The 26,277-nt window shown below is 73.4% G+C and carries 31 protein-coding genes; 14 read left to right on the top strand and 17 right to left on the bottom strand.

Going from position 1 to position 26,277, the window contains the following annotated elements:
• The 3 genes from D7223_RS29695 (at position 1) to D7223_RS29685 (ending at position 2,468) form a co-directional block, all read left to right on the top strand.
• Positions 1 to 1,008, top strand: coding sequence for a LacI family DNA-binding transcriptional regulator (locus D7223_RS29695; protein WP_120732492.1), 1,008 nt, complete (start codon positions 1 to 3; stop codon positions 1,006 to 1,008).
• A gap of 171 nt (positions 1,009 to 1,179) precedes the next feature.
• Positions 1,180 to 1,578, top strand: a complete 399-nt coding sequence (locus D7223_RS29690) for a RidA family protein (protein WP_120732490.1) — start codon at positions 1,180 to 1,182, stop codon at positions 1,576 to 1,578.
• Positions 1,575 to 2,468: a GNAT family N-acetyltransferase gene (locus D7223_RS29685; protein WP_120732488.1), complete on the top strand. Its 894-nt coding sequence runs from the start codon at positions 1,575 to 1,577 to the stop codon at positions 2,466 to 2,468. Before D7223_RS29690 ends, D7223_RS29685 begins: the two co-directional genes overlap by 4 nt.
• 84 nt (positions 2,469 to 2,552) lie before the next feature.
• Here D7223_RS29685 and D7223_RS29680 read toward each other — a convergent pair whose 3' ends face one another.
• Complete coding sequence (locus tag D7223_RS29680; protein WP_120732486.1) at positions 2,553 to 3,065, bottom strand: O-acetyl-ADP-ribose deacetylase; 513 nt, start codon at positions 3,063 to 3,065, stop codon at positions 2,553 to 2,555.
• A 1-nt stretch (position 3,066) separates the two neighbouring features.
• On the bottom strand, positions 3,067 to 3,858 hold the full coding sequence (locus D7223_RS29675; RefSeq protein WP_120732561.1) for an EI24 domain-containing protein: 792 nt from the start codon (positions 3,856 to 3,858) through the stop codon (positions 3,067 to 3,069).
• A gap of 189 nt (positions 3,859 to 4,047) precedes the next feature.
• Between D7223_RS29675 and D7223_RS29670 the strand changes: the two genes are divergently transcribed.
• From D7223_RS29670 to D7223_RS29650, 5 genes are all read left to right on the top strand, one after another.
• Positions 4,048 to 4,959: an ABC transporter ATP-binding protein gene (locus tag D7223_RS29670; RefSeq protein ID WP_120732558.1), complete on the top strand. Its 912-nt coding sequence runs from the start codon at positions 4,048 to 4,050 to the stop codon at positions 4,957 to 4,959.
• Between the two features lie 12 nt (positions 4,960 to 4,971).
• Positions 4,972 to 5,706 (top strand): ABC transporter permease, encoded by a 735-nt coding sequence (locus D7223_RS29665; protein ID WP_120732484.1) that lies wholly within the window; start codon positions 4,972 to 4,974, stop codon positions 5,704 to 5,706.
• A gap of 3 nt (positions 5,707 to 5,709) precedes the next feature.
• Entirely contained in the window at positions 5,710 to 6,984 is a 1,275-nt protein-coding gene (locus D7223_RS29660; RefSeq protein WP_238162281.1) for a sensor histidine kinase, read from the top strand.
• Positions 6,981 to 7,622, top strand: coding sequence for a response regulator (locus tag D7223_RS29655; RefSeq protein ID WP_120732482.1), 642 nt, complete (start codon positions 6,981 to 6,983; stop codon positions 7,620 to 7,622). Before D7223_RS29660 ends, D7223_RS29655 begins: the two co-directional genes overlap by 4 nt.
• A 178-nt stretch (positions 7,623 to 7,800) precedes the next feature.
• Positions 7,801 to 8,793 (top strand): helix-turn-helix transcriptional regulator, encoded by a 993-nt coding sequence (locus D7223_RS29650; RefSeq protein ID WP_120732480.1) that lies wholly within the window; start codon positions 7,801 to 7,803, stop codon positions 8,791 to 8,793.
• Between the two features lie 51 nt (positions 8,794 to 8,844).
• On the opposite strand, the gene D7223_RS29645 is transcribed toward D7223_RS29650, so the two are convergent.
• Positions 8,845 to 9,762 (bottom strand): SDR family oxidoreductase, encoded by a 918-nt coding sequence (locus D7223_RS29645; RefSeq protein WP_120732553.1) that lies wholly within the window; start codon positions 9,760 to 9,762, stop codon positions 8,845 to 8,847.
• A 77-nt stretch (positions 9,763 to 9,839) separates the two neighbouring features.
• Between D7223_RS29645 and D7223_RS29640 the strand changes: the two genes are divergently transcribed.
• Positions 9,840 to 10,523 carry a nucleotidyltransferase domain-containing protein gene (locus D7223_RS29640; RefSeq protein WP_120732551.1) on the top strand — a complete coding sequence of 228 codons (684 nt, stop codon included), beginning with the start codon at positions 9,840 to 9,842 and terminating at the stop codon, positions 10,521 to 10,523.
• A gap of 84 nt (positions 10,524 to 10,607) precedes the next feature.
• Here the strand turns inward: D7223_RS29640 and D7223_RS29635 are convergent, their stop codons facing one another.
• From D7223_RS29635 to D7223_RS29610, 6 genes are all read right to left on the bottom strand, one after another.
• Positions 10,608 to 11,837, bottom strand: a complete 1,230-nt coding sequence (locus D7223_RS29635) for a trypsin-like serine peptidase (RefSeq protein WP_120732478.1) — start codon at positions 11,835 to 11,837, stop codon at positions 10,608 to 10,610.
• Positions 11,838 to 11,973: 136 nt separating this feature from the next.
• Positions 11,974 to 12,711 carry an alanyl-tRNA editing protein gene (locus D7223_RS29630; protein WP_120732476.1) on the bottom strand — a complete coding sequence of 246 codons (738 nt, stop codon included), beginning with the start codon at positions 12,709 to 12,711 and terminating at the stop codon, positions 11,974 to 11,976.
• Positions 12,712 to 12,722: 11 nt separating this feature from the next.
• Positions 12,723 to 13,610 (bottom strand): alpha/beta fold hydrolase, encoded by an 888-nt coding sequence (locus D7223_RS29625; RefSeq protein WP_120732549.1) that lies wholly within the window; start codon positions 13,608 to 13,610, stop codon positions 12,723 to 12,725.
• A complete protein-coding gene (locus D7223_RS29620) occupies positions 13,607 to 13,918 on the bottom strand; it encodes a DUF2516 family protein (RefSeq protein WP_120732474.1) in 312 nt (103 codons plus the stop codon). Before D7223_RS29620 ends, D7223_RS29625 begins: the two co-directional genes overlap by 4 nt.
• Before the next feature lie 192 nt (positions 13,919 to 14,110).
• Complete coding sequence (locus D7223_RS29615; RefSeq protein WP_120732472.1) at positions 14,111 to 14,899, bottom strand: hypothetical protein; 789 nt, start codon at positions 14,897 to 14,899, stop codon at positions 14,111 to 14,113.
• Positions 14,896 to 15,537 (bottom strand): helix-turn-helix domain-containing protein, encoded by a 642-nt coding sequence (locus D7223_RS29610; protein ID WP_120732470.1) that lies wholly within the window; start codon positions 15,535 to 15,537, stop codon positions 14,896 to 14,898. Before D7223_RS29610 ends, D7223_RS29615 begins: the two co-directional genes overlap by 4 nt.
• Positions 15,538 to 15,650: 113 nt before the next feature.
• Between D7223_RS29610 and D7223_RS29605 the strand changes: the two genes are divergently transcribed.
• The gene (locus D7223_RS29605; RefSeq protein ID WP_120732468.1) at positions 15,651 to 16,448 is read left to right on the top strand and encodes an alpha/beta fold hydrolase; all 798 of its coding nucleotides are present in this window, start codon (positions 15,651 to 15,653) and stop codon (positions 16,446 to 16,448) included.
• Between the two features lie 37 nt (positions 16,449 to 16,485).
• Here D7223_RS29605 and D7223_RS29600 read toward each other — a convergent pair whose 3' ends face one another.
• The 4 genes from D7223_RS29600 to D7223_RS29585 form a co-directional block, all read right to left on the bottom strand.
• Entirely contained in the window at positions 16,486 to 17,445 is a 960-nt protein-coding gene (locus D7223_RS29600; RefSeq protein ID WP_120732466.1) for an asparaginase, read from the bottom strand.
• A gap of 93 nt (positions 17,446 to 17,538) precedes the next feature.
• On the bottom strand, positions 17,539 to 18,381 hold the full coding sequence (locus tag D7223_RS29595) for a beta-keto acid cleavage family enzyme (RefSeq protein WP_120732463.1): 843 nt from the start codon (positions 18,379 to 18,381) through the stop codon (positions 17,539 to 17,541).
• Positions 18,382 to 18,500: 119 nt separating this feature from the next.
• Complete coding sequence (ygfZ, locus tag D7223_RS29590) at positions 18,501 to 19,613, bottom strand: CAF17-like 4Fe-4S cluster assembly/insertion protein YgfZ (protein ID WP_120732461.1); 1,113 nt, start codon at positions 19,611 to 19,613, stop codon at positions 18,501 to 18,503.
• Complete coding sequence (locus D7223_RS29585) at positions 19,610 to 20,038, bottom strand: Fur family transcriptional regulator (RefSeq protein ID WP_120732459.1); 429 nt, start codon at positions 20,036 to 20,038, stop codon at positions 19,610 to 19,612. The genes ygfZ and D7223_RS29585 overlap by 4 nt, the downstream gene beginning before the upstream one ends.
• 67 nt (positions 20,039 to 20,105) lie before the next feature.
• Here D7223_RS29585 and D7223_RS29580 point away from each other — a divergent pair, with 67 nt between their 5' ends.
• Positions 20,106 to 20,966 (top strand): aminotransferase class IV, encoded by an 861-nt coding sequence (locus tag D7223_RS29580; RefSeq protein WP_120732547.1) that lies wholly within the window; start codon positions 20,106 to 20,108, stop codon positions 20,964 to 20,966.
• 73 nt (positions 20,967 to 21,039) lie between these two features.
• Here the strand turns inward: D7223_RS29580 and D7223_RS29575 are convergent, their stop codons facing one another.
• On the bottom strand, positions 21,040 to 21,639 hold the full coding sequence (locus D7223_RS29575; protein ID WP_120732457.1) for a heme-binding beta-barrel domain-containing protein: 600 nt from the start codon (positions 21,637 to 21,639) through the stop codon (positions 21,040 to 21,042).
• Positions 21,640 to 21,753: 114 nt separating this feature from the next.
• Positions 21,754 to 21,858: a small membrane protein MtfM gene (gene mtfM, locus D7223_RS34055; RefSeq protein ID WP_043966460.1), complete on the bottom strand. Its 105-nt coding sequence runs from the start codon at positions 21,856 to 21,858 to the stop codon at positions 21,754 to 21,756.
• 13 nt (positions 21,859 to 21,871) lie between these two features.
• Here mtfM and D7223_RS29570 point away from each other — a divergent pair, with 13 nt between their 5' ends.
• From D7223_RS29570 to D7223_RS29560, 3 genes are all read left to right on the top strand, one after another.
• The gene (locus tag D7223_RS29570; RefSeq protein ID WP_120732454.1) at positions 21,872 to 22,246 is read left to right on the top strand and encodes a DsrE family protein; all 375 of its coding nucleotides are present in this window, start codon (positions 21,872 to 21,874) and stop codon (positions 22,244 to 22,246) included.
• 77 nt (positions 22,247 to 22,323) lie between these two features.
• The gene (locus D7223_RS29565; protein ID WP_120732452.1) at positions 22,324 to 22,704 is read left to right on the top strand and encodes an SCP2 sterol-binding domain-containing protein; all 381 of its coding nucleotides are present in this window, start codon (positions 22,324 to 22,326) and stop codon (positions 22,702 to 22,704) included.
• Positions 22,701 to 24,758 (top strand): amylo-alpha-1,6-glucosidase, encoded by a 2,058-nt coding sequence (locus D7223_RS29560; protein ID WP_120732450.1) that lies wholly within the window; start codon positions 22,701 to 22,703, stop codon positions 24,756 to 24,758. The genes D7223_RS29565 and D7223_RS29560 overlap by 4 nt, the downstream gene beginning before the upstream one ends.
• A gap of 16 nt (positions 24,759 to 24,774) precedes the next feature.
• On the opposite strand, the gene D7223_RS29555 is transcribed toward D7223_RS29560, so the two are convergent.
• Both D7223_RS29555 and D7223_RS29550 read right to left on the bottom strand, forming a co-directional pair.
• Positions 24,775 to 25,638 (bottom strand): hypothetical protein, encoded by an 864-nt coding sequence (locus tag D7223_RS29555; protein ID WP_120732448.1) that lies wholly within the window; start codon positions 25,636 to 25,638, stop codon positions 24,775 to 24,777.
• Positions 25,639 to 25,680: 42 nt separating this feature from the next.
• On the bottom strand, positions 25,681 to 26,178 hold the full coding sequence (locus D7223_RS29550; protein WP_120732446.1) for a winged helix-turn-helix domain-containing protein: 498 nt from the start codon (positions 26,176 to 26,178) through the stop codon (positions 25,681 to 25,683).
• Between the last annotated feature and the right edge of the window lie 99 nt (positions 26,179 to 26,277).

Here is a 26,277-nt window from a genome sequence, read left to right as displayed (position 1 = left end):
ATGACGACGGCGCAGCGACCGACCCTGGAGGCGGTGGCGCGGCGCGCGGGCGTGTCCCGCGCGACCGTCTCCCGGGTGGTGAACGGATCCACCACGGTCGCCGAGCCGATCCAGGAGGCGGTCCGCCGGGCGGTCGCCGAGCTGGGGTACGTGCCGAACCTGGCCGCCCGCAGCCTGGTCACCCAGCGGACCGACTCGATCGCCCTGGTGCTGCCCGAGGAGGCGACCCGGGTCTTCTCCGACGACCAGGTCTTCCCGAGCATCATCCGGGGCGCGGCGCAGGAGCTGGAGGCGGCCGACAAGCAGCTCGTGCTGATGCTCGCCGGCTCACCGGCCGGGCACGACCGGGTCGAGCGCTACACCACCGGCCGGCACGTCGACGGGGTGCTGTTCGCCTCGCTGCACGGCGCCGACCCGCTGCCCGGCCGGCTCGCCCGGCTGGGCATCCCGGTGGTGTGCAGCGGCCGGATGCTCGGTGACGTGCCGGTGCCGTACGTCGACGTCGACCACGTGGGCGGCGTGACCGCGGCGGTCCGCCACCTGGTCGACGGCGGCCGGCGCCGGATCGCCACCATCGCCGGCCCGCAGGACATGGTCGCCGGGGTGGAACGGCTCAACGGCTACCGGCAGGCGGTCCAGGCCGCCGGCCTGCCCGAGCTGGTCGCGGTCGGCGACTTCACCCGCGAGTCCGGTGCGGCGGCGATGCGCCAGCTCCTCGACCGGGATCCCGACCTGGACGGCGTGTTCGCCGCCTCCGACCTGATGGCGCACGCCGCCATGCGGACGTTGCGGGCGACGGGACGGCGGGTCCCGGACGACGTCGCGGTGATCGGCTTCGACGACATCGAGACCGCCGCGTACACCGACCCGCCGCTGACCACGGTCCGCCAGCCGATCCTGGAGCTGGGCCGGCGGGGCACCCGGCAACTGCTCCGGCTCGCCGCCGGCGAGACCATCGAGCCGTCCGTGGTCCTCCCGACGGAGCTGGTGCTGCGCGATTCCGCGTGAGGTGTAAGGAAGGGCCCCTTATTAACGCCTGCGGTAGAGGAAGGGCCCCCTGTTAACGCCTCCGGTAGCGGACCAAGGGGCAGCGTGCGCCGCCGGCCCCCTCGCCGGGGCCCCTTCTTGACGCCGGGAAATCGGTCGAGCGGATCCGGCGGTGGGCGGTAGCGTCGGGCGGTGCCGCATCTCCTGCACGTCCCCGCGCTCGCCCCCGCCGAGTACGCGTACGTCGCCACCGTCGAACCGTCCGCCCGCCTGGTCCTCACCGCCGGGGCCTGTCCGCTCGACGCCGACGGCGCGACCGTCGCCCCGGGCGATCCGGTCGGGCAGGCCCGGCAGGTGATGGCAAACCTGGAGACCGCGCTGGGCGCGGCCCGCGCGACCCTCACCGACGTGGTCCGGACCACGGTGTACGTCGCCTCGTCGGACCGCGCCGACCTGGTCGCGGTCTGGCAGGTGGTACGCGACGCGTTCGGCGACCACGACCCGCCCAGCACCCTGCTCGGGGTGGCCGTGCTCGGCTATCCGGACCAGCTCGTCGAGGTCGAGGCCGTCGCGGCGGTGCCGGCCCGATGATCCGCGAGGCGCGTCCGGACGACGCGGCGGACGTGGTGGCGCTGCGCGCGGTCGTCCACCCCTATCTGGTACGCGGGGTCGAGTCGACCCGGAAGATGATCGCCGAACCGCCGGCCGGCGAGGACTGGACGGCGTACGTGGCGGAGGTCGACGGGCGGGTCGTCGGCTGGGTGTCGGCGTTCCGCAACATCGCAACCACCGAGCCGGACGTCGGGGAGATCGCCCTCCCGCACGTCCACCCCGCCCACCGGCGGCGGGGCCTGGGGCACGCGCTCGTGACGCGGGCGCTCGACCATGTCACGGCACTGGGCGTACGCCGAATCGTCACCTGGGCGCAGCCGGACTCGGTGCCGTTCGCCCGCCGGCACGGCTTCACCCCCAGCCGGGAGGTGCGCTACGCGGCGCTGGACCTGCGGCCGGCACCGCCCGCGCCGGAGCCGCCGCCCGGTGTCCTGCTGCACCCGCTGGCCGGGCTGGACCCGCGCCGGGTGCACCGGCTGGAGGCCGCCGCCGCCGACGAGCCGAGTGACGTGCCGTTCGAGAGGGTCACCTACGAGTACTGGTTGTGGGACGTGTGGGAGAACCTCGGGCTCGACCGGGAGGCCAGCACGGCGGTCGAGGTCGACGGCGAGCTGGTGGCGTTCAGCCTGGTCAAGCGGGACGGTGACCGGATGTGGTCGGACTACACCGGCACCCTGCCCGAGCACCGGGGACGAGGGTTCGCGCTGCTGGCGAAGCGGGCCGCCCTGCATCGGGCCGCCGGACGGGGGGTGCGGGTCGCGTACACCTCGAACGACGCGGCGAACGCGCCGATGCTGGCGGTCAACGCCCGGCTCGGCTACCGCCCGGTGGCCTCCCAGTGGTCCTGCCTGCGCGGGTTGACGGGGTGACGCCGCTGTTCGGACACCCCGATATCACGAAGACCGAGTCGATCATCGGACCAGCCAGCCGACCAGCCGGCCCACCCACCGGGGTCAGCCCGCGTACGCCCGTTGCGCGACCGCGTAGGTGTCGGCGCCGAAGAGGACCAGCCGGGCCTCGGTGACGTGGGCCGGTTCGGCGGCCCGCAGCACCGTCAGCGCCTGCCCGACCGCGTCCGCCACCGGCCAGCCGTAGATCCCGGCGGAGATCAGCGGGAACGCGACGGTGGTCGCACCCAGCTCATCGGCCACCCGGAGGCTGTTGGTGTAGCAGTCGCGCAGCAGCGCCGACCGGTCCTCACCGGCGGCGTACACCGGTCCGACCGTGTGCACCACCCAGCGGGCCGGCAGGTCACCGGCGGTGGTGGCGACGGCCTGCCCGGTCGGTAGGCCGCCGCCGTACCGCGACGCGCGCAGGGCCCGGCACTCGGCCAGGACGGCCGGTCCACCCCTGCGGTGGATCGCCCCGTCCACTCCCCCGCCGCCCAGCAGCGACGAGTTGGCGGCGTTGACGATCGCGTCCACCCGCTCACCGGTGATGTCGCCCTGGACCAGCACGATCTCCACGTCAGCTCTCCTGGATGGACTGGCCGAGCGACCGGCGGGCGAGCAGGGTGGCGCCGGCGACGGCGGCCGGCATGACCAGCACCGCGCCGAGCGGGATCAGGAAGCAGACGAAGACGGCGACGCCGAAGCCCAGCGCGGTCGGGCGATCCGTACGCAGGCTGGCCCGCCGGTCCGGCAGCCGGCGTCCGCGTCGCGAGAAGGGCGCGCCGGTCAGTTCCAGGGCGAGCAGCCAGCCACCCACCGCCGCCCCGACCACCGGGACCACCGTCTGCCCGAGCACCGGGATGAACCCGGCGGCGAACAGCGGGATGCCGATCAGCACCGACAGACCGACGAGTTTCAGCGAGTCCGCCGCGCTGCGCCGCAGGGACGGCCAGAACGGCACGTCGACCGCGTCCGGCGTGCCGCCGAGCCGCTCCTCCACCCGCTCGGAGATCTTCTCGTAGAACGGGTCGCCGATGACCAGCGTCACCGCCGTGAAACCGACCACCGCGACCAGGCCACCGAGCCCGAGGAACGCCAGGCCCGCGACCACCCGGACCAGGCTCCGCGCGGTGGTCGACCAGTCGTCCGCGAACGGTGTGACCAGCGCCGCCAGGTCCTCCACGACGTACGCGAGGGTGGCGAACGCGGTGACGAACAGCGCACCGGAGATCAGCGCCGGCACGATGCCGAGCAGCATCAACCGGGGGCTGCGGAGGTACAGGCCGAGACCGCGCAGCAGCAGGCCGACACCGGCGAGGAACCGGGCGACGGCGCCGGTCGCGGGGGCGGAGATCGGGGGTGCGGTCACGACCGGTGAGCTTAGTGGCCGGAAGCGGGCGGGACACGGCAGCACGATCCACCCGCCCGCCGCATCCACCGGTTGGTGGATCGCGGGGGTCAACCACGCCCGCCGGAGATCATCACCGCGCGGTCGATCCGGCGCCGCCCGCACCCGACGATCCTGATCGGGTACGACGTCGTCGGTGAGGGGGACGCGATGCCGGTCATCGAGGTGACCAACCTGCACAAGCGCTACCGGGAGCAGGTGGCGGTGCACGACGTCTCACTGACCGTGGAGGCCGGGGAGATCTTCGGCATCCTCGGGCCGAACGGCGCGGGTAAGACCACCACGGTGGAATGTGTGGCCGGGCTCCGCGTTCCCGACGGGGGCGGGGTGTCCGTCCTCGGGCTGGACCCCCGCAGGGACGCGGACCGGCTGCGCGAACGGGTCGGTGTGCAGCTTCAGGAGAGCCAGTTGCCCGACCGGATCCGGGTCGGCGAGGCGCTCGAGTTGTACGCCTCGTTCTACCGGGACCCGGCGGACCCGGAGCGGCTGATGGACGAGCTGGGCCTGCGCGACAAGCGCGACGCGGCGTACAAGAAGCTCTCCGGCGGGCAGAAGCAACGCCTGTCCATCGCGCTGGCCCTGGTCGGCAACCCGGAGGTCGCCATCCTCGACGAGTTGACCACCGGACTCGATCCGCAGGCCCGCCGGGACACCTGGCGGCTGATCGAAGGGGTACGGGACGGTGGCGTGACGATCCTGCTGGTCACCCACTTCATGGAGGAGGCCGAACGGCTCTGCGACCGGGTGGCGGTGATCGACGCCGGGCGGGTGGTCGCGCTGGACAGCCCGGCCGCGCTGGTGTCCCGGGCCGCCCCGCGGCAGCGGCTCCGGTTCCGGGTGTCGGTGCCGCTGGACGACCGGCTGCTCACCGACCTGCCGGAGGTCGTCACGGTGGAGCACCGCGGCAGCCAGGTGGTGGTGACCGGCGGGGACAGCATGCTCCAGGCGGTCACCTCGACGCTCGCCCGGCACCAGATCACCGTCGCCGACCTGCGGGTCGAGCAGTCCACCCTCGACGACGCCTTCGTCGAGCTGACCGGTCACCGTCCCGACGACCACTGAGGGAGCGGCACGATGCACGCCTTCCGCCAGATCCTCCGGATCGAGACGCGGCTCTACCTGCGGGACCTGCCGACGCTGCTGACCACGGTCGGGCTGCCGACCCTGATCCTGGTGGTCCTCGGGTTCATCCCGAGCATGCGCCGACCGGACCCGAACTTCGACGGCCAGCCGTTCGTCAGCTACTTCGCCCCGTCGCTGCTGGTGATCACGCTGGCCGCGGCCGGGGTGAACATCCTGCCCACCGTCCTGTCCACCTACCGGGAGCGGGGGGTGCTGCGCCGGCTGGCGACCACCCCGGCCAGCCCGGCGGCGCTGCTGGCCGCCCAGCTCGTGGTCACCCTCGGCGCGATCGTGGTCAGCGCCGTGCTGCTCGTCCTGGTCGCCCGGCTGGCGTTCGGGGTGCCGCTGCCCCGACACGCGCTGGGCTTCACGGTGGCCTTCCTGCTCGGCACGGCGGCGCTGCTCGCGCTGGGACTGCTGGTGGCCGCGCTCGCCCGGACCACCAAGGCGGCACAGGCGATGGCGATCCCGCTGTTCATGCTCGTCATGTTCTTCGGCGGGGTCTACCTGCCCCGGTTCCTGCTGCCCGACTTCCTGATCCGGATCGGGGACTACACGCCGCCCGGCGTACAGGCGTTGCTCGACGCCTGGACCGGCACCGCGCCCCAGCCCGCACACCTGGCCATAATGGCGTTGGTCGCCGTCGTCGCCGGCACCGCCGCCGCGAAGCTGTTCCGCTGGGAGTGAGCAGTGCCGAAGACCAGCACGGCCATGAAGGTCAACCGGCTCGCCGCCTGGGAGGATCGCGAGACGGTCCTCTACCGGTCGGTGCCGTACTTCGGACTGGCCGTCGGCACGGCGCTGGCCCTGCTCGCGCCCGCTCCCGGCGCCGGGCCGCGGGCCGTCAGCCTCGGCCTCGCCCTGGCCGCCTGCGCCTGGGTCACCTGGTTCGTCACCCTGCACCCGCACTGGGCGAGCCGGCGGACGCTGATGGGTGCCTACTACGCCGGGCTGCTCGTCCTCGCCGGCGGGCTGGTCCTCACCAGCCCGTGGTACGGCTTCTTCGCCTGGGTCGGCTTCCTGCACGCCGCACTGGTGCTGCACGGCGGTTGGCGGTTGGCCGGCACCGCCGCCACCGCGGTGCTGATCGCCACCGCGCAGGGCGGCGGCCTGCCCCGCTCCCCGCTGCACTGGGGGCTGTGGGGCGTGCTGGTGCTGTTCAACATGGGCGTGGCCGTGGGCCTGGTCTGGTTCGGGACGGTCAGCGAACGGCAGAACACCCAACGCAAACGGCTGATCGTCGAGCTGGCCGAGGCGAACGACCGGCTGGCCGAGACGATGCGGGAGAACGAGGGGTTGCACGCGCAACTGCTCACCCAGGCGCGGGAGGCCGGCGTGCTGGACGAGCGGCAGCGGATGGCACGGGAGATCCACGACACCCTCGCGCAGGGGCTCGCCGGCATCATCACCCAGTTGGAGGCGGCCGGGCAGAGCCGGGCCCGGCCGGCGGACCAGGGGCGGCACCTCGACAACGCCCTCGCCCTGGCCCGGGAGAGCCTCACCGAGGCACGCCGCTCGGTCCGGGCGGTACGCCCCGAACCGCTGGACCGGGCGCGGCTCCCCGAGGTCCTGGCCGACCTGACCGAGCGCTGGTCGACGATCAACGCGGTACGCGGTGAGATCAACACGACCGGAACACCCCGTCCCCTGCACCCCGAGATCGAGGTGACCCTGCTCCGGGCCGCCCAGGAGGCGCTGGCCAACGCCGCCCGCCACGCCCGTGCCACCCGGGTCGGGCTGACCCTGTCGTACATGGAGGACGTGGTCACCCTCGACGTGCGCGACGACGGGGTGGGGTTCGACCCCGGTGGCCGCCCGCCGGAGTCGGCGGAGGGCGGCTTCGGTCTGGCCGGGATGCGGCAACGGGTCCGTCGCGTGGGTGGGCGGCTCGCCGTCGAGTCCGAACCCGGCGGCGGAACCGCCGTCTCCGCCACCGTGCCCGCGCTCCCCGGAGCCGCCTCGTGACCGGGCCGGTACGCCTCCTGATCGTCGACGACCACCCGGTGGTCCGCGACGGCCTGCGGGGCATGTTCACCGGCGACCCCGGGTTCGAGGTGGTCGGCGAGGCCGCCGACGGCGCCGAGGCGTTGGCCCTGACCGCGACGCTGCGCCCCGACGTGGTCCTGATGGACCTGCGGATGCCGGTCATGGACGGGGTGACCGCCACCGCCCGGCTGACCCGGGCCGGCCAGGGCGCGCAGGTCCTGGTGCTCACCACGTACGACACGGACGCCGACGTGCTGCCCGCGATCGAGGCCGGCGCGACCGGGTACCTGCTCAAGGACGCGCCCCGGGAGGAACTGATCCGCGCCGTGCGGGCCGCCGCCCGGGGCGAGTCGGTGCTGTCGCCGAGCGTCGCCGGCCGGCTGATGGGCCGGCTGCGGGCCCCCGCCGAGGAGCCGCTGAGCCAGCGGGAGCTGGAGGTGCTGACCCTGGTGGCGCGCGGCTCGTCGAACCGGGAGGCCGCCGCGCGACTGTTCATCAGCGAGGCGACCGTCAAGACCCACCTGCTGCACGTCTACGCCAAGCTCGGGGTCAACGACCGCGCCGCCGCCGTCGCCACCGCGTACGACCGGGGACTGCTCACCCCCGGCGGACGCTGAGCCACCCGCCCGCCGCCCCGCCGGGCCGTGCGCGATCCGCCGCGGCGCGCGCGATCCCCGCGGGGCGCTCGATCCCCGCGGGGCGCGCGGGCGGCGCGATCCGCGCGGGGCGTGTTAACAAGGGGCCCTTCCTCTACCGCAGGCGTTAAGCGGGGGCCCTTCCTTGCACAATGGGCGGGTGCGGGCTTCGCGGTTGATCTCCCTGGTGCTGCTGCTCCAGGCGCGGGGCGCGATGACGGCCGCGGAGTTGGCACGGGAGCTGGAGGTGTCCGAGCGGACCGTGTACCGGGACGTGCTGGCGCTGTCCGCGGCCGGCGTGCCGGTGTACGCGGACCGGGGGCGGGCCGGCGGCTACCGGCTGCTGGGTGGCTACCGGACCCGGCTGACCGGGCTGAGCCGGGACGAGGCGGAGGCGCTGTTCCTGGCCGGGTTGCCCGGTCCGGCGGAAGACATGGGGCTTGCCGAGGCGGTCGCCTCGGCCGAGCTGAAGGTGCTCGCGGCGCTCCCGCCCGCGCTACGCGACGCGCCGCTGCGCACCGGGCAGCGGTTCCACCTGGACGTGCCCGGATGGTTCCGTGAGTCCGGGCCGCCGCCGTGGCTGACCGAGCTGGCCGGCGCGGTGTGGCGCGACCGGGTGGTGGCACTGCGGTACCGGCGCGGTGACCGTGAGGTGACCCGGGAGCTGTGCCCGTACGGGCTGGTGCTCAAGAACGGCATCTGGTACCTGGTCGGGCGGGTCGGCGACGACGTCCGGACGTACCGGGTGGACCGGGTCACCGCCGTCGAGGTGGGCGACGCGACCTTCACCCGGGACGAGGGCTTCGACCTGGCCGGATACTGGCGGGAGCAGGCCGAGACGTTCCAGCGCGGCGTGCTCCGGGCATCGGTCACGCTGCGGTTGAGCGCCGCCGGCCTGCGCCTGCTCCGCTTCCACGCCGACGCCCCCTTCGCGTACGACGAGGCGCTGGCCACCGCCGACGGCCCCGACGGGCAGGGCCGGACGACGGTCCGGCTCCCGGTCGAGTCCGTCGAGGTGGCGTACGCCCAACTGCTGGCGCTGGGGCCGGAGGCCGAGGTGCTCGACCCGCCGGAGCTACGGTCGCTCCTGGCCGAGGCGGCGGCCCGCTCGGCGGCGCTCTACGCGGCGACCGCTTCGGGCGGCTCGCGTTAGGAAGGGACCCTTCCTATACACCAGGCGTTAATAAGGGGCCCTTCCTTGCATTCAGCGGTAGCCGGTCACGTCGGCGGGCTTGCCGGCGTCGACGACCTCGGTGATGTAGCGGAAGGCGTCCGGCCGGCTGCCGTCGACGTCGGTGAAGCCGTACACCTGGGCCAGCTCACCCGCCGACACCGACCGGCCGGACCAGCGGGCCTTCTCCTCGTCGGCGGCGAGGGCGACGACCGCACGCCCGACGAACGCCGGTGTCTCCGAGATGAGGAAGTGCGGGTCGGTGGCCGCGCCGTCGCGCCAGGTCTCCTCGGTGACCCCGAAGTGTTCCAGCATCGCCTCGGACCGGATCCAGCCGGGGGTGAGCGCGACGGCGGTGCACCCGTACGGCTTCAGTTCGTGCGCCCAACTGAACGCCAGCCGGTTCACCGACGTCTTCGCCAGGTCGTAGAAGACCGACAGTCGGTAGTTCTCGTCGTTGTACGCCTTCGTGCCGTCGCCGATCTCCACCACCAGGCCACCCGGGCGGCGGTTCAGCAGCGGCAGCGCGAAGTGGCTGGTGACGATGTGCGTGTCGATCGCCAGGCGCAGGGTGCGGAACCCGGCGTCCAGCGGTTGCTCCCAGACCGGCTTTTCCCAGGTGACCAGCGGGTCGCCGCCCCAGATGTCGTTGACCAGCACATCCAGCCGGCCCTGTTCGGCGTCGATCCGGGCGACCAGGTCGCGTACCTGCTCCGGCACCAGGTGGTCGACCCGGACCGCGATTCCGGTGCCCCCGGCGGCGGTGACCAGCTCGGCGGTCTCCTCGATCGTCTCCGGACGGTCCATCTCCGAGCGGCCGGCGCGGCTGCTGCGCCCGGTGGCGTAGACCGTCGCGCCGGCCGCCCCGAGCTGGACCGCGATCTGCCGGCCGGCGCCCCGGGTCGCCCCGGCGACCAGCGCGACCCTCCCTGTCAGCGGTGTCGTCGTCATGCCACCGACCCTGACACCCATACCTGACAGCCGAAGTCCGGTTTCGGAGAACCGTGTTCTCGGTCATGATCGCGGGCATGCACCTGTTGCTCTCCGGGGTCGTCGGCTCGGTCGCGTACGGGCTGGCCGGGCCGGGCTCGGACGTCGACCGGATCGGCGTGTTCGCCGCGCCCACGGTGGCGTTCCACGGCCTGTATCCGCCGAAGGAGTCGGTGGTCACCACCGACCCGGACGTCACCCTGCACGAGGCGCGCAAGTGGTGCCGGCTGGCGCTGAGCGGGAACCCGACGGCCACCGAGCTGGCCTGGCTGCCCGACGACTGCTACGAGACCCGGACCGAGCACGGCGACCGGCTGATCGCCATCCGGTCGGCGTTCCTGTCCGCGCCCCGGGTCCGGGACGCCTTCCTCGGGTACGCCGGGCAGCAGTTCCGGAAGCTGGAGTCACGCGGCGACGGCACGTTCTCCTCCGACGTACGGCGGCGCACCGGCAAGCACGCCCGGCACCTGGCAAGGCTGCTGCACCAGGGCCGCCTGCTCTACGCCACCGGGGTGCTGGAGATCCGGCTCGCCGACCCGGAGTGGTTCCGGGAGTTCGGCGAACGGGTGGCCGGCGGCGACCTGGAAGCGGCCCGGAACCTGCTGGCCGAGGCGGAGCACGACTTCGCCCGGATCCGGACGCCGCTGCCCGACCGTCCGGACGAGGACGTCGTGGAACGCTGGCTGCTCGACGTACGCGCGGCCCACCTGCCGCCGCGGTAGCGGGCCGGCCCGGCGGCCGGGGCGTTACGTGGTGGCCGCCGGGGCGCTTCTCGCGCCCCGGCGGCCGGTGGTGCCCGGTCGTGGTCAGCCGTTGTCGATCAGGCTGGCGATCTCGTTGTAGATGAGGTGCGCCTTCGCGCCCTGGTTCGACGGGCAACCGCCGAGGTGGTGCAGGGCGATCACCCGGTGGCTGGAGTTCAGCACCGGCGAGCCCGAGTTGCCGCCGGAGGTGTCACAGCTGTAGCTGATGTTCCAGGTGTTGTAGTTCCCGTTCCGCACCGTGCACCGGGTGCTGTTCTGGGCGTTCTCGAAGATCGACAGCCGCTTCGGGCTGCCGTCGCCGTGACCGGGGATGTACATCTGGGTGCCGGTGCTGGTGGCGGTCGTCGCCAGGTACAGCGTGCCGAATCCCTGGATGGCGGTGAAGTTGTTGACCGAGAACAGGGCGTAGTCCAGTTGGCTGGAGCCGCCGCTGCTGACCTTGTAGAGGGTGGCGCCGCTGACCTTGGTGCCGGCCCCGGGGTTCGCGCCGCCGCAGGTGGCGCACTGGTAGTTGAACTGCATCTCGCTGCCGCTGACGGCGGACTGGGTCGAGAAGCAGTGCTTGTTGGTCAACATCCGGTTGGTGTCGCCGACCCGCCAGGTGGTGCACAGCCCACCACCGCTGATCAGCAGCCGCGCCACGGCCCTGCCACGGGCGTACTCGGTGGGGTGGCTGTTCTGGTAGCAGACCACGTCGCGCCGCGCGTCGGTGCTGCACACGGACTGGATGGAGAAGTTGTGCGCGCTGATCTCGTCGCGGTCGTAGCCGCGCCAGAACCGGTCGATGGTCACCGCGGCGCGCCGGGAGGAACGGTTGCCGTGCAGCTTCACCACTGCGGTGTCACCCTCCACCGACATCGCCCAGAAACCGGGCTGCCCGTCGGTGGTGTAGTCCGAACCGGTCGCCCGGTCGAGGTCGCGGTCGTACCGGTAGCTCTCCCGACCGTCGGGGCTGGACACCGTGACGTACTCGCCGGGACCGAGTCGCAGAAGGCGGAAGTGCACCTTGACGTACGTGGCGCCGGGGTGCCGGATGATCTGTGTCCCGTTGTCCCGGGCGGAGGAGAGGACGCCGTCGACGGTCCGGAGTTCTCCGACCGTGGTGACTCCCTCCGCCGAGAACTGCTCCGCCTCGGGTGCCCGTACGGACTGTGGCGCGACGGGTTGGGCCGAGTACGCCTCGGCGGGTACCGACAGCAGGCTCAGCCCGAGCGTGCAGGCGCCGAGCGTGACCGCTGCCGTTCGCAGACGGCGGCGCAGGGTTGGTTTCATCGTCGCTCCTCCCCAGGAACCAGCACCGAGACGTGCCTGCAGTCTTCATACACGAGACTCGAAACACATGTAAATGTTTCGATGCATAGCAGGAGATGCATACCGCCGGGCCGCCCCTGGGTGGCCGGCGGCCCGCTCAGTCGGCCAGGCGGACGCGGACCCGGCGGTTCGCGCGGCCCTTGCTCTCCACCTTGACCACCTGGATCTTGCCGATCTGCGCGGTGGAGGCGACGTGTGTGCCGCCGTCGGCCTGCACGTCCAGACCGACGATGTCGACGATCCGCACCTCCTGCTCGTCCGGCGGGATCAGGTTCGACTGGGTGCGGATGATGTCCGGCAGGGCCAGCGCCTCGGCCCGGGGCAGCGTCCGGACGGCCACCGACCGGTCGGCCGCCACCTCGGCGTTGACCAGCTCCTCGATCCGGGCCTTGAAGTCCGGCGGCACCTCGGGCAGGTTGAAGTCCATCCTGGCCTCCCCGGGTTCCATGGAGTTGCCGGTGACCAGCGCGCCGAAGTCGCGGAACACCACGCCGCACAGCACGTGCAGGCCGGAGTGCGTACGCATCAGCCGGGTCCGCCGGTCGTCCTCGACCGCGCCGGTCACCGTGGTGCCCGCCGGCGGGACCGGGTCACCCTCGGCGGGGATCAGCCACAGGTCGTCGCCCTTGCGGGTGCCGACGATCCGGGTCTGCACGCCCTGCCACAGCAGCACGCCGTGGTCCGGCGGCTGCCCGCCGCCGCCGGGATAGAACGCCGACCGGTCCAGCACGATGCCCTGTTCCGGGTCGGCGTGCAGCACGGTGCACTCCCACTCGCGCAGGGTCGGGTCGGCGAGGTCGAGCCGGTGCGTACGGCCGTGATGTGTGATGCCCATGAGCAGGCAGGCTACTCGTTCAGGAAGGCGGAGATCCGGCTCCGCAGGTCGGCGCGTTCGGTCCACAGGACGCCCGGCCGGTCGTACACGTGCAGGGTGGCCCGGGGAAGCGCGGCCGCGAGCTGCTCCGCGACCTCGACCGGGTGGATGTCGTCGCCGGCGCAGCCGATCACCAGGGCGGGCGCGGTGACCGCGGCCAGCGCGCCCGCGTCGGAGACCGGCACCGTCCCGGGCAGGCTGGCCAACCCCGGTGCCAGGCCGTCGCGCAGCAGGTGGTCGAGACGCTGCCGCAGGTACGACCAGCCGGCCGGCGTGTTGCGCACGACCGGCGGCAGTTCCAGCTGGACGACCTCGGCGACCGCCGAGGCGTCCCCGGTCTCGACGGCCTCCAGCAACGCGGTCAACCGCTGCTGGGCCGCCTCGCCGCGTGGCCGGTCCAGCGCGGCCGGCAGGAAGAAGACCAGCCGCGCGAAACGCTCCGGGCTCTCCACCAGCAGCCGGCAGAGCGCACCCGCGCCGAGGCTCGCCCCGAACGCCCGGCCGGCACCGCCGAGGTCGGCGACCGCCCGGAGGTCCCGGGCGAGGTCCAGGTAGCTCCACGGCCCCGGCGGAGCGTCGGAGCGGCCGTGCCCCCGGAACTGGAAGAAGACCTTGCGGCCCGCCACGCCACTGCCGAAGGGCCGGGTGGTCGCGATCCCGTTGCCCAGCCCGTGCGCGAAGACCGTGACCGGCTCACCCGAGCCGGTGACGAGCTGCTCCAGGTGCACGCCGTGCGGCGTCGCGACCAGCTCGGTCTCCGGCTCCGGCAGCGCCGGACGGCCGGTACGCGGCCCGCCCGGCCCGGGGCCCCAGGTGCGCGGCCCGCCGTCCGGTGGGGGTGGCCAGCGGAAGCCTCTCACCACCCCTTGCCGTCGCTCAGGTCGCGCAGGCCGACCCGCACGTCCAGCAGGTAGATCAGGCCGGCCGCGATGCCGATCAACCCGAAGATGCTGAGCGAGGTACGCGTCAGCAGGGTCAACAGCAGCGTGACCGCCAGGATCGCCACCCAGCCACCCTTGGGCAGGGTGCCGATGGCGTTGAAGCCGTCGGAGCGCTGGGTGATGGCGTGAACCAGGGCGAGGCCCTGCACGATCAGCGCGAAGGCGAGCAGGATCAGCTCGATCACCTCGCGGATGGCGAAGGCGAAGAGCGGCGCGGCGATGGCCATGCCGGCAAGCTTATGCCGGCGACCCCGGAATCGTCCGACAGGACGGCTCCGGGGTCGCGGTGCGGCGGGAGTTGCACGACGGCGGTTGCCGCCCGAAACCGGCCGGTGACACCAGGCGATCGGCCAGCCCCCACCCGGCGGGCCGGGCTCGGTCGCCGCCGGGCAGCCCTCCACCGGCCGGTGACGTCGGTGTTACTCGGCGGCCGGGCGGGTCCTCTTGGTGGCCCGGGGCAGCTTCGCCGACGGGGTGTCGGCCGACTTGGTGGCGGCCTTGGTCGCCCGCTTCTTGGCGGCGGCCGGCTTGGCCTCCACCACCTCGGCGATGTCGGCCGGGGTGGGAACCTCGGCGGTGGCCCTGTCCTCGACCCCGACGGCCGGGGTGGTGACGGCGGCCTTGTCCTCGACCCCGACGGCCGGGGTGGTGACGGCGGCGGTGGCCGGCGTGGTGACGGCGGTTTCGGTGGCCTCGATGTCGGCGTTCACCGTGTCCGCGGCCTCCAGGACGCCGGCGCCGACCACGCGCTCGCCCCGGGCCACCAGTGCGGCGTACGCCGCCAGCGCCCGCTCCTGCGCCACCTGCGCGCCGGCGACGACCACAGCCGCGTTGCGGGTGGCCAGGCCCCGGAGCCGGTCCAGGTCGGTGGCCTCGCGCAGCTTCTCCAGGTCGGCGGTCTCCCGCAGCCGCTTGAGGTCGGCGGCCTCGCGCAGCTTGGCGAGGTCGGCCGGGGCCTTCTCCCGCAGGGTGCCGGCGCTCAGGGTGGCCGTACGCAGCGTCTCGTCGGCCTTCTGGCGCAGCTCGACGCCGGTCACCACGGCCCGGCCACCCAGGACGGTGACCACCCGGGTGCCGTCGGTGACGACCTTGTTGCCGAGGTCGGTGACCACGGCGGGCAGCTTGCGCAGCTGCTGGAAGGCCAGCTCGCCGGCGCCGGCGGCGGCGTAGAGCGGGGCCGGGATGCGGTTGGTCTTCGGCTGGGTCATGACTTCTCCTCCTCGGCCGCGTCAGCGGCCTTCTTGGCGGGGGTGGGAGCGGGGGCGGAACCGGCCTCGCTGACGGCGACCGACTCGATGACCGCTTCGGTCGGGCTGGTGGGCCCGGCCGGCGCGGTCGGCGCGGCGTCGACGACCGTCTCGGTCGGGGTGCCCTGCGGGGTGGTGGGACCGGTGGCGGCCAGGTTGGCCAGGTCCGGCGCGTCCGCCGTCGTCGGAGCGGTCGGGCCCGGGCTCGGCGGCGTCGACCCCTCCGGTCCGTCGGTGGTGGCGGTCGCCTCGGCGAGGCGCGCGTTCTCCCGGCGGAACGTCTCGTAGATCTGGGTCAGCGACTGCTTCTGCGCCATGGTCAGCTCGGGGTCGACGGCGATGGCCGCGAGCACGCCCTGGCCCTCCTTGTCGTCGAGCAGGCCGGCCCGCAGGTACATCGCGGGGGTCGAGACCCGAAGCGCACTGGCGAGCTGCTGGAGCACCTCGGCGCTCGGCTTGCGCAGACCGCGCTCGATCTGGCTGAGGTAGGGGTTGCTGACACCCGCCTGGTCGGCGAGCTGCCGGAGGGAGATCTTCGCGTTCCGGCGCAGGTCGCGAATGAACGCGCCGACGTCGGGAAGGTCCTTGCCAGTGGCCATGCTCCGAACGCTAACCGGCCCTGCTAGCTCCTGCAAGCAAAACGCTAGCCGCAGTTAGCAACGTCTCAGATCGGCGTTGCGAGCCCATCCCGGAGACCCGTAATGTCGGGGGAATGGCCAAGATCGAAGTCAATGGCGCGACCCTGGCGTACGACGAGGCGGGCACCGGCTCGCCGGTGGTCCTGCTGCACGCCGGCATCGCCGACCGACGGATGTGGCGGGGCCAGCTGCCCGCGCTCGCCGACCGACACCGGGTCATCGTCCCCGACCTGCGTGGCTACGGTGATTCGGAGCTGCCGCCCACGCCGTTCGCGCACCACGACGACGTGGTCGGACTGCTCGACGCGCTCGGCATCGAACGGGCCGCCCTGGTCGGCTGCTCCTTCGGCGGAGCGGTCGCCATCGACACCGCCCTCGCCCACCCCGACCGGATCACCGCGCTGGCCCTCCTCGGCGCCGCCGTCTCCGGCAACGCCTGGTCCGACGAGGCGAACGACCTCTGGGACGAGGTGATCGGCGAGATCGACCCGGAGGACCTGGATGCGAACGCCGCCGCCGAGGTGCGCTTCTGGGTGGTCGGACCCCGCCGCGACCCCAAGGAGGTGGACCCGAACCTGACCGCCTTCGCCTTCGCGATGGACCTGCGGGCACTCGCCGCCGAACGGGCGCTCAGCGCCGTCGAGGTCGCCGAACTCGACCCACCGGCCATCGATCGCCTCGCCGAGCTGCGGATTCCGGTGCTGGCCACCGCCGGCGCGGCCGACCTCCCCGACGTCAGCCGGCTCGCCGACCGCATCGCCGCCGAGGCGCCGGAAGCGGTCCGCCTACCCGACGTACCCGACGCGGCACACCTCCTCCCCCTCGAACGCCCCGCCCCCGTCAACAACGCCCTCCTGACCTTCCTCCCCTGATGGAGCGTCACCAGAGGGGGCGGACCCTGATGGGGCGTTACCAGAGGGGGCGGACGGCGCCCACCGGGAGGCCGCCGCCGAAGACGGGGACCTCGGCGTACTCCTCCAGCACCGGGGCGGTGACGCCGAGCCGGCGCAGCGCGGACACCAGGACCGGCATGCGGGCACGGGACGCGCCGTCGTCGATCTTCAGGGCGACCGCGCCGACACCGGGTACCGCGGCGGCGATGACCCCCTCGGCCCCCACCTTCGCCAGCAGGCCGGGCACACCGCGCATCAGCCGGGTGTCGTCGGCCCGGGTGCCGCCGACGATCTCCGGGTGGGCACGCATCGCGTCGGCCACGGTTCTTGGCACCGCGCCGGGCTCCGCGTCGACCAGCCGGAGGTACGCCCCGGCGAGGCCGGTCAGGGACACCGCGTACACCGGTGCGCCGCAGCCGTCCACACCGGTGGCCGCGACCCGCTCGCCGGTGAACTCCTCCACCGCCTCCCGCAGGCACTGCTGCAACGGGTGCTCCGGACGCCAGTAGCCGTCCAGCGGCCAGCCGGCGGTCAGGCAGGTGAGCAGCATGCCGCTGTGCTTGCCGGAGCAGTTCATCTGGGTACGGGTGGGGCCGCCGCCGGCCCGCAGCACCGCCTCCCGGGCCTCCTCGCCGACCGGCAGGTCGGGTGGGCAGTGCAGCGCCGACGAGTCCAGCCCGGCACGGGCCAGCAGCGCGCCGACCCGGGCCAGGTGGAACTCCTCCCCCGCGTGGCTGGCCGAGACCAGCGCCACGTCGGCCGGGTCGGTCAGCGGCAGTCCGGCGCGCAGCATCGCGACCGCCTGCATCGGCTTGTTCGACGAGCGGGGGAACACCGGCGAGGTGACGTCACCGGCGGCGGCCAGCGGTGCGCCGGAGCCGTCGAGGACCACCACCGAACCGCGGTGCGCGCCCTCCACGAAACCGGACCGGACCACCTCGGTGAGCGGCGCGCCGCCCTCGTACGTCTTTCCCACGAGGTGGACGGTACCGCCCGCCGATCACCCCGCGCGGGCGGGTGACCAGGTCCGTCACGGATGCGCGTAAAGGACCGCCTCGCTGAGGACCACTTACCGTCGTACGGCCGACACGCCGAGCAGGTCCCGTGCCTCGGCGGTGGTCAGCGGCGGGCGCTGGGCGAGCTGCGCGAAGCCGACCGCACGGGCGACCAGCTGCATGTTGGACTCGACCGGCCGTCCCTTGGCGTACGTCACGGTGTCCTCCATGCCGACCCGCAGGTGCCCACCGGTGGCCAGCGAGGCGAGCAGGACCGGAATGGTGCTACGGCCGACCCCGGTGGCCGAGAACGTGGTGCCCGCGGGCAGGTCGCGCAGCATCTGGTGGGCGGCCACCAGGGTGGCGGCGGTGCCCGGCATGCCTCCCGGCACGCCCATCACGAAGTCGACGTGCACGTGGCCGCCGGCCGGCAGGCCGTACTTTCCGAGCAGCCGCTGGAGCGCGGCCAGGTGACCGAGGTCGAAGATCTCGTACTCCGGCACGATCCCCCGCTCCTGCATCCGGGTGTGCAGGTCGACGATGAACTCCCAGCGGTTGAGGAACACGTCGTCACCGAAGTTGACCGTGCCCATGGTGCAGGAGGCCATGTCCGGCGCGGCGTCGAGCACGGCGAGCCGGGCGCCCTCGGGGTCGGTCACCGCGCCACCGGAGGAGAGCTGCACGATCAGGTCGGTGCTCTCCCGCAGCGCCGCGACGGTCGCCCGGAGCCGTCCCGGGTCCAGGCTCGGCCGGGCCTCGTCGTCCCGGATGTGGACGTGGATCACGGCGGCCCCGAGCGCCTCGCACTCCTTGGCGGTCAGCAACAGCTCGTCGAGGGTCACCGGCAGCGCGGGGACCTCCGCCTTCGCCGACTCCGCGCCGGTGGGGGCAACCGTGATCAACGTCCCTGTCGTCATGCCCCGGATCCTAAACGGCGGACCGGTTACCGGTCGACCGCAGGATTTCCGGCGACCGAGGCGTTAGGAAGGGACCCTTCCTCTACACGAGGCGTTAACAAGGGGCCCTTCCTTGCACCTCAGCTGGGGTCGATGGCGGCGGCGGTGTCGCCGATCCGGAGCGGGGCATCCTCTCCGACGTTGCGCTTCACCACCGCGAGGGCCACCTGGCCCAGCTCGTGGTGGAGCACGGCGGTGCCGACGAAACCGACCGCCCGGCCGTCCAGCGTCACCGGCGTGCCGGCGACCGGCGGCTGGTCGGTGGTCACCCCGTCCAGGTGCAGGAGTACGAGCCGACGCGGCGGCCGGCCCATGTTGTGCACCCGGGCCACCGTCTCCTGCCCCCGGTAGCAGCCCTTCTCCAGGTGCACGGCCGGCGCGATCAGGTCCACCTCGGCCGGGATCGTCCGGTGGTCGGTGTCCACCCCGACCCGGGGCCTTCGGGCGGCCACCCGCACCGCCTCGTACGCCCAGAGGCCCGCGAGCGGCACCCCCGCGCCGCGCAGCTCGGCGACCACCTGGTCCATCGCGGGCCGGGGAACCAGCAGGTCCACGCCGAGTGGGCCCCGGCGGGCCCAGCCGCCGGCCGGCAGCGGGCGGACGTCGTACAGCGCGGTGGGTCGGGGCGGCACGGACCCGGTGGTGAACTTCGGACCCGGCACCGCGAGCACGTCGGGTGCGGCCAGGTCGGTGACGCCGAGGGTGACCAACGCGTCCGGCGCGCCCGGGCCGACCAGCGAGAGCAGCGCGTGCTCGGCGGTGGCGTCCCGGGGCTCGACCTTGCTGAAGAACCGCATCCGCTCCAGATAGGTGAGCAGGGCGCCGGTGCTGCCCGGATCGGTGTCCAGCCAGGTGGTGACGCCGTCCTCGGCGACCATCGCGTGCTGCTCGACGTGCCCGTGCGGGGAGAGCACCAGCAGCTCGGTGCCCTGACCGGGGCCGAGCTGTGCGAGGTGCTGGGTGGTGACGGTGTGCAGCCAGCCGGTCCGCTCCTCGCCCGGGACCGCGACGACGCCCCGGTGGGAGCGGTCGACCAGGCCGACGGCCGTGTCCAGGGTGCGCTGCTCGCGGAGCGGGTCGCCGTAGTGCGCGGCCACCCCCCGGACACCGGCCGCCGCGTGCGCCGGCTCGGGCTGGTCGCGACTGGCCTCGTCGATGCTCTCGACGGCCACCGCGCCGGCGATGTCGATCATGTTGGTTCCCCGTTCTGGCAGCGACCGCAGACACCGAAGAGCGAGACGTGGCCGATGTCCACCCGGAATCCCCGTTGGTCGGCCAACCGGTCGGCCAGCGGGCGCAGCAGGTCGGGGTCGATCTCGTCGACCGCGCCACACTCCCGGCACACCAGGTGGACGTGCTGGTCCTCGCCGGCCGCGTGGTAGGTCGGCGAACCGTGCGAGAGGTGGGTGTGGGTGACCAGGCCGAGCCGTTCCAGCAGCTCCAGCGTGCGGTAGATGGTGGTGATGTTGACGCCCGCGGCCACTTCCCGGACCGCCGTGTGCACCTGTTCCGGGGTGGCGTGCCCCAGGTCCAGCACCGCCTGGAGGACCAGCTGCCGCTGCGCCGTCAGCCGCAGCCCACGGGCGCGGAGCATTTCCGCGAGGGAGGATTCGGACACCGTCCGATCATAGTTCGCCGTGCCGCGCGGCTACCGGGCGCGACCGGTCCGCCGCTACGCTCCGGTCGTGGTGGCGGCGAGGATGGCGGTGCTCGGGCGCGGGGCGGTGACACCGGCCGAGCCGGTGCTGCGCGGCGACGATCTGGGCGTCCTGCGCGGCGACGGGCTCTTCGAGACGATGCACCTGCGGGCGGGGCGTCCCTTTCTGCGCGACGCGCACCTGGACCGGATGGCCCGCGCCGCCGAGGCCGTGGAGCTGACCCTGCCGCCCCGCGCGCAGATCACCGAGCTGCTCGACGAGATCGCCGCCGGATGGCCCGCCGAGGTGGAGGGGGCGCTGCGGCTGGTGTGCACGCGGGGTCCGGAGGGTGGTGGGCCGCCGACGGTCTACGCCACGTTGGCCGAGGTGCCGGCGTCGGCCCGGGACCAGCGTCGGACCGGGATCACCGTGGCCACCCTGTCACTCGGCGTGGCCGCGGGGCACCGCCCCGAGCTGGGCTGGCTGCCGGTCGGCATCAAGTCCACCTCGTACGGGGCCAGCTCCGCCGCCCGCCGCTGGGCGGCCGGGGCGGGCGTGGACGACGTGCTCTGGGTCTCCACCGACGGGTACGCGCTGGAGGGGCCGACCTCGAACGTGGTGTGGCTCACCGGGGTGACGCTGTGCACGGTGCCGGCGGCGACCACCGGGGTGCTTCCGGGGATCACCGTCCGCTGGCTGCTCGACCACGCCGGTGAGCTGGGCCTGCGAGCCGAGGAACGCCTGGTCACCCCGGCGGAGCTGAGCCGCGCCGACGGGGTGTGGCTGATCTCGTCGGTCCGCGGGCTGGCCGAGGTCCGCACCCTCGACGGCACCGCCCTGCCCCGCTCGCCCCGAACCGCCGCCCTCCGGTCCCACCTGGGCTATCCCGCCCCGCCCGCCCCGCGCTGATCATGAGGTTGCCGTGCCGGCCATCGGCGTGTCGGCACGTCAACCCCATGATCGACGGGGCGGGGGACGAGGGTCAGCCGGCTACGCGGAGGAGGCGGGCGGAGAGGTGCGGGGACAGGCCGTGGCCGAGCGCGGCCATCTCCTGGGCGTACAGCAGGGCCCCCTCGACGATGCCGAAGAGTCGGTGGCCGGCGGTGACCTCCTTGGCCGTCGCGGTACGCACCACGGCGTCGGTCACGAACTCGATCTGCGTGCCCTTCCGCTTGCCGATGTGCAGCTCCATCACCCCGGTGGGGGTGGTCATCAGCGCTTCCAACTCGTCCGTCGCCCGGTCGCCGTCGAGCACCGGCCGCCACCAGCCGACCTCACGACCGGCCGGACGGACCGGCCGGCTCTGCTCGTCCAGGATCCAGGCGCGGGACTCGTAGAACAGGAACGGCCGGCCGTCGTGGCTGATCCGGATCTCCTGCGCGAAGTCGAAGTCCTCGATGGTCGGGAAGCCGCCCCGCCCGCGCCCCCGCCACACCCCGACGTACGGCAGCAGCGGGTCGAGCGTGGGGTGCAGCTTCGGACCGACCCGCAGGTCGTGGCTCTCCTCGAAGGGGTACTCCTCGACCGGCGGCGCGTTCAGCCACGGCGGCTGCAGGGGATTCTCGTCGCTCCTCGCGCTCACCAGGCCACCTTCGTTCGCGACTGCGGGGCTCGCAAACCCGGCTCGCTCCTCGCGCTCACCAGGCCACCTTCGTTCGCGACTGCGGGGCTCGCAAACCGGGCTCGCTCCTCGCGCTCACCAGCGTCCTCTCGAAATGCGTACGGCGACATAGACCAGGCCACCGGCGAGCGCGCCCAGGCCGGCGACCAGCAGGCTGACGAACCCGATCTCGGTGACCATCGCCGACCATCCTATGCTGGGCCCCATGGCCCGCACTCTGGTCGTCAAGGCCACCGCTGGCGCGGACGCGCCGGAGCGCTGCGCGCAGGCATTCACCGTCGCCGCCACCGCGGCCGCCGCCGGCGTCCCGGTGTCGCTCTGGCTGACCGGTGAGTCGACCTGGTTCGCCCTGCCCGGGCGGGCACAGGAGTTCGAACTCCCGCACTCGGCACCGCTGGCCGAGTTGCTGCACGTGATCCTCACCACCGGCACGGTCACCGCCTGCACCCAGTGCGCGGCCCGCCGGGACATCGGCCCGGACGACGTGCTGCCGGGCATCCGGATCGCCGGTGCGGCGGTCTTCGTCGAGGAGGCCATGGCGGACGGGGCCCAGGCGCTCGTCTACTGACCGGGTGTTCACCGGGGAACGGTGAGCGGACTTCCGATACCCACCCAGCGAGTCGGGCGAATGCCTACGATTCGGTTGTGAGCGAGGCGATCGAGCGGTTCTTCGACTCGCTGCCGTCACGCGCCCCGGCGGTGCTGCGCAGCACAGTCGCCGGCACCATACAGATCGACCTCGCCACCGGCGACGGGACGACCCACTGGTTGGTCCGGCTGCAACCCGGCGAGGCCGAGGTGACCCGCGCCCGCGGGCCGGCCGACGCGATCTGGCACAGCAGCGAGGACCTGTTCGACCGGCTGGTGACCGGCCGGGCCCAGGCCATCGCGGCGATGCTGCGCAACGAGAGCACCTTCGGCGGGAACGTCGTGCTGTTCCTGGCGTTCCGCCGGTTCTTCCCGTCCCCGCCGGGCGCCCGGGACCCACGCGACATCGTCCGCGCACAGGCCGGACGACCGCGGTGAAGCAGATCGTCAGCATCCTGGACGGCAACACCTTCCTGGTCAGCGACCGGCGCGGCGACGTGGAGCCGTCCCCGGACACCCCGACCGGGCTGTTCTCCTTCGACACCCGGTTCCTCTCCACCTGGCTGCTCACCCTGGACGGGGAACGCCTGCACGCGCTGTCGGTCGACGAGGACCGGTCCTTCCAGAGCCGTTTCTTCCTGGTGCCCGGCGAGCCGACGCACTACCTGGACGCCAAGGTCTCGGTGATCCGCAGCCGCGCGATCGGCGGCGGCTTCACCGAGGAGCTGACCGTGCTCAACCACACCCGCGAGGAGGTGGAGTTCACCGTCCGGCTTGACGTCGGCGCGGACTTCGCCGACCTCTTCGAGATCAAGGACGCCGCCATCCGCAAGCAGGGCCGCACCACCGCGACCGTCGGCCCGGACGAGCTGCGCCTCACCTACCGACGGGACGCGTTCCGGCGGGAAACCGTGGTCACCACCAGCTCACCGGGCGACGTCGACCTGGCCGGCATCACCTTCCGCGTCCGGATCGGCCCGCACGACGAGTGGACCACCCGACTGCACGTGTCCACCGTGATCTACGGCTCGCGCGGTGAGGACATCCGGGCCACCCTTCCGCTCGGCGGCAGCCGGAGCCCGGCGGACATCGAGGCCGAACAGAACGAGCTGATCGCCAAGGCCCCGAAGCTGGGGTGCGACTGCCAGCCGCTGGCCGGGGCGTACCGGCGCAGCCTCAACGACCTGGCGGCACTGCGCTACGAGTCGATCGCGCTCGGCGTCCGGCTGATGGCGGCCGGGCTGCCGTGGTTCATGACCCTCTTCGGCCGGGACAGCATCATCACCTCGCTCCAGGTGGTGCCGTTCCTGCCGGAACTGATCACCCCGACGATCCTGCTGCTCGCCGGGCTACAGGGCAACCGGCTCGACGACTTTCGCGACGAGGAGCCGGGCAAGATCCTGCACGAGCTGCGGTACGGCGAGACCGCCGGGTTCGAGGAGCAGCCGCACTCGCCGTACTACGGGTCGGCCGACTCGACGCCGCTGTTCGTCATCCTGCTCGACGAGTACGAGCGGTGGACCGGCGACGCCGACCTGGTCCGGCATCTGGAGGCACCGACCCGGGCCGCGCTCGCCTGGATCGACACGTACGGCGACCTGCTCGGCACCGGCTACCTCTGGTTCCAGACCCGCAACCCGGACACCGGCCTGGAGAACCAGTGCTGGAAGGACTCGTGGGACGGGATCTCGTACCGTGACGGGCGGCTGCCCGGGTTCCCACGTGCCACCTGCGAACTACAGGGCTACGCGTACGACGCGAAGATCCGGGGTGCCCGGATGGCCCGGCTGTTCTGGAACGATCCGGCGTACGCCGACCGGTTGGAGCGCGAGGCCGCGGAGCTGAAGATCCGGTTCAACCGGGACTTCTGGATCCCGGAGCGGGAGTACTACGCGCTCGCCCTGGATCCGGAGGGCCGGCAGGTGGACGCGCTCACCTCCAACATCGGGCACCTGCTGTGGAGCGGCATCGTCGACGAGTCCCGCGCCGGGCGGGTGGTCGAACACCTGCTCGGCCCCCGCCTCTTCTCCGGTTGGGGCATCCGGACCCTCGCCGACGACCAGGGGCGCTACAACCCCATCGGTTACCACGTGGGCACGGTCTGGCCGTTCGACAACTCGCTCATCGCCTGGGGTCTGTGGCGGTACGGCTTCCGCAAGGAGGCGGGTCAGATCTGCGAGACGATGATGGCGGCGTCCCAGTTCTTCGACGGGCGGCTGCCGGAGGTGTTCGCCGGCTACGAACGGGCCCTCACCGAGTACCCGGTCAAGTACCCGACGGCGTGCAGCCCGCAGGCGTGGTCGGCGGGTACCCCGTTGCTGCTGCTGCGGGTCATGCTCGGCCTGGAGCCGCAGGGTGAACACCTGATCATCGACCCGGCGGTGCCGGACGGCATGGGCCGGGTGGAGCTGCTGGACATCCCGGGCCGGTGGGGCAGGGTCGACGCCCTGGGCCGCAGCCGGGGCCCGCACGACAGCGACCGCGGCCACTGACCCGCCAGGAGGTCGGTCAGCCCGCGCAGCCGGTGGTGGCGGTGAGTCGTACCCCGTCGCCGGTCAGCTCGGCGACGACGCCGACCGGGCCGGCGCGGTAGGCGTACACCGTGCCGGTGGCGACGACCGGTGCGCCGTTGGCCAGCGGTGCGAGCGCGGCCACCGGGTCCGGCGGTGCCGGGACCGCCTCGGCGCGGACCGTCCGGACGGTGCCGCCCCCCGGGCAGGCCGCCTGGTCGTGGTCGCCGACCGGCTGGTCCGGACGCCCGAGGGCGCGCAGCGCCGCGGTCAGGGCGTCGACGTCGGGCCCCGCCCCGGCGCCGATCGCCGGCCGGACGTAGTCGTCGCCGACCGGGCGGCAGCCGGTGTCGGCGGTGAAGGTGACCCGGCCCTCCTCCTCGACCCGGCCCTCGACCAGGACGAACTCCCCCGCGTCGGCCCGCAGCCGGGGCCCGGTGGAGGTGACCCGGACGCCGGGGCGCCAGTGGTCCGGTAGCCGCTCGGACACCCGTTCCAGCAGCGCGCGTTCCGCACCGGCGGGAACGACCACGGTGATCCCGCGCCGCAGTACGGCCCCGTCGGCCAGCGGGGTCACCCGGCAGCCCCGGTCGACCCGCGGCGGGGTCAACGCCGGCACCGCGTCACCACCGAGCGCGCCGGAGAGCTGGCCGATCGCGCCGTCCACCACCGGACCGGCGTCGGAGAGGGTGCGCTGCTCCCGCACGGTGGGCGGGTCGGTACGCACCGAATACCAGGTGAGGGCGGCGAGCACCACCGCCCAGACCACCGTCGCGATCACCAGCCAGCGCGCGGGGCGGCCGGACGGGGACGGCTCGGGACCGGCCGGCGGGGCGTACCCGGGCTGGACGAGACCACTCACCGCGCCATCGTGTCACGTGCCGGCCGGCGACCGGCCGACGGATCACCCGGCCGGGGGCGGCGTGAGGCGGTAGCCCACCCCTCGGACGGTCTGCACCTGCGGGCCGCCGGACAGGCCGCGGAGCTTCTGCCGGAGCCGCTTCACCGCCGAGTGCAGGATCGCGGTGTCGCCCAGGTACGCCCCGCCCCAGACCGAGCCGAACAGCCGCTCGTAGCTCCACAGGGTCACCGGCGGGCTGGCCAGCCGGGCCAGCAGCTCCCGCTCGGTCCGGGTCAGCGCCACCGGCGTCCCCCGCCAGGTGACCAGGTGCCCGGCCCGGTCCACCACCAGGTCACCGCAGCTGACCGGGCGCTCCGACGCGAGCGGCACCGGCTCCGCGGACGCGCCGGCCTCGGTCGGCGCGAACAGCAGCGCCCGCAGCTCGGCGAGATCGGCGCAGCTCAGGACCGACCCCACCCCGTCGAGCTGGCGTACGACGCGCTCCCGCAACGCCAGGTCGGGACTGACACAGACGACGAACGGACCTTCCCCACCGGACACGCTGCCTCCCCCGGCCGCACGCACTGACGTGAAGCTCCCACCCACCGGAGGCGACCACCACCGACAGGGCTCGGCTCAGCGTATCGGTCGCCATCGCGT

This window comes from Micromonospora endolithica (assembly GCF_003626595.1).
Classification (GTDB): Bacteria; Actinomycetota; Actinomycetes; order Mycobacteriales; family Micromonosporaceae; genus Micromonospora; species Micromonospora endolithica.
This window is presented reverse-complemented; position numbering and strand designations above follow the sequence as displayed.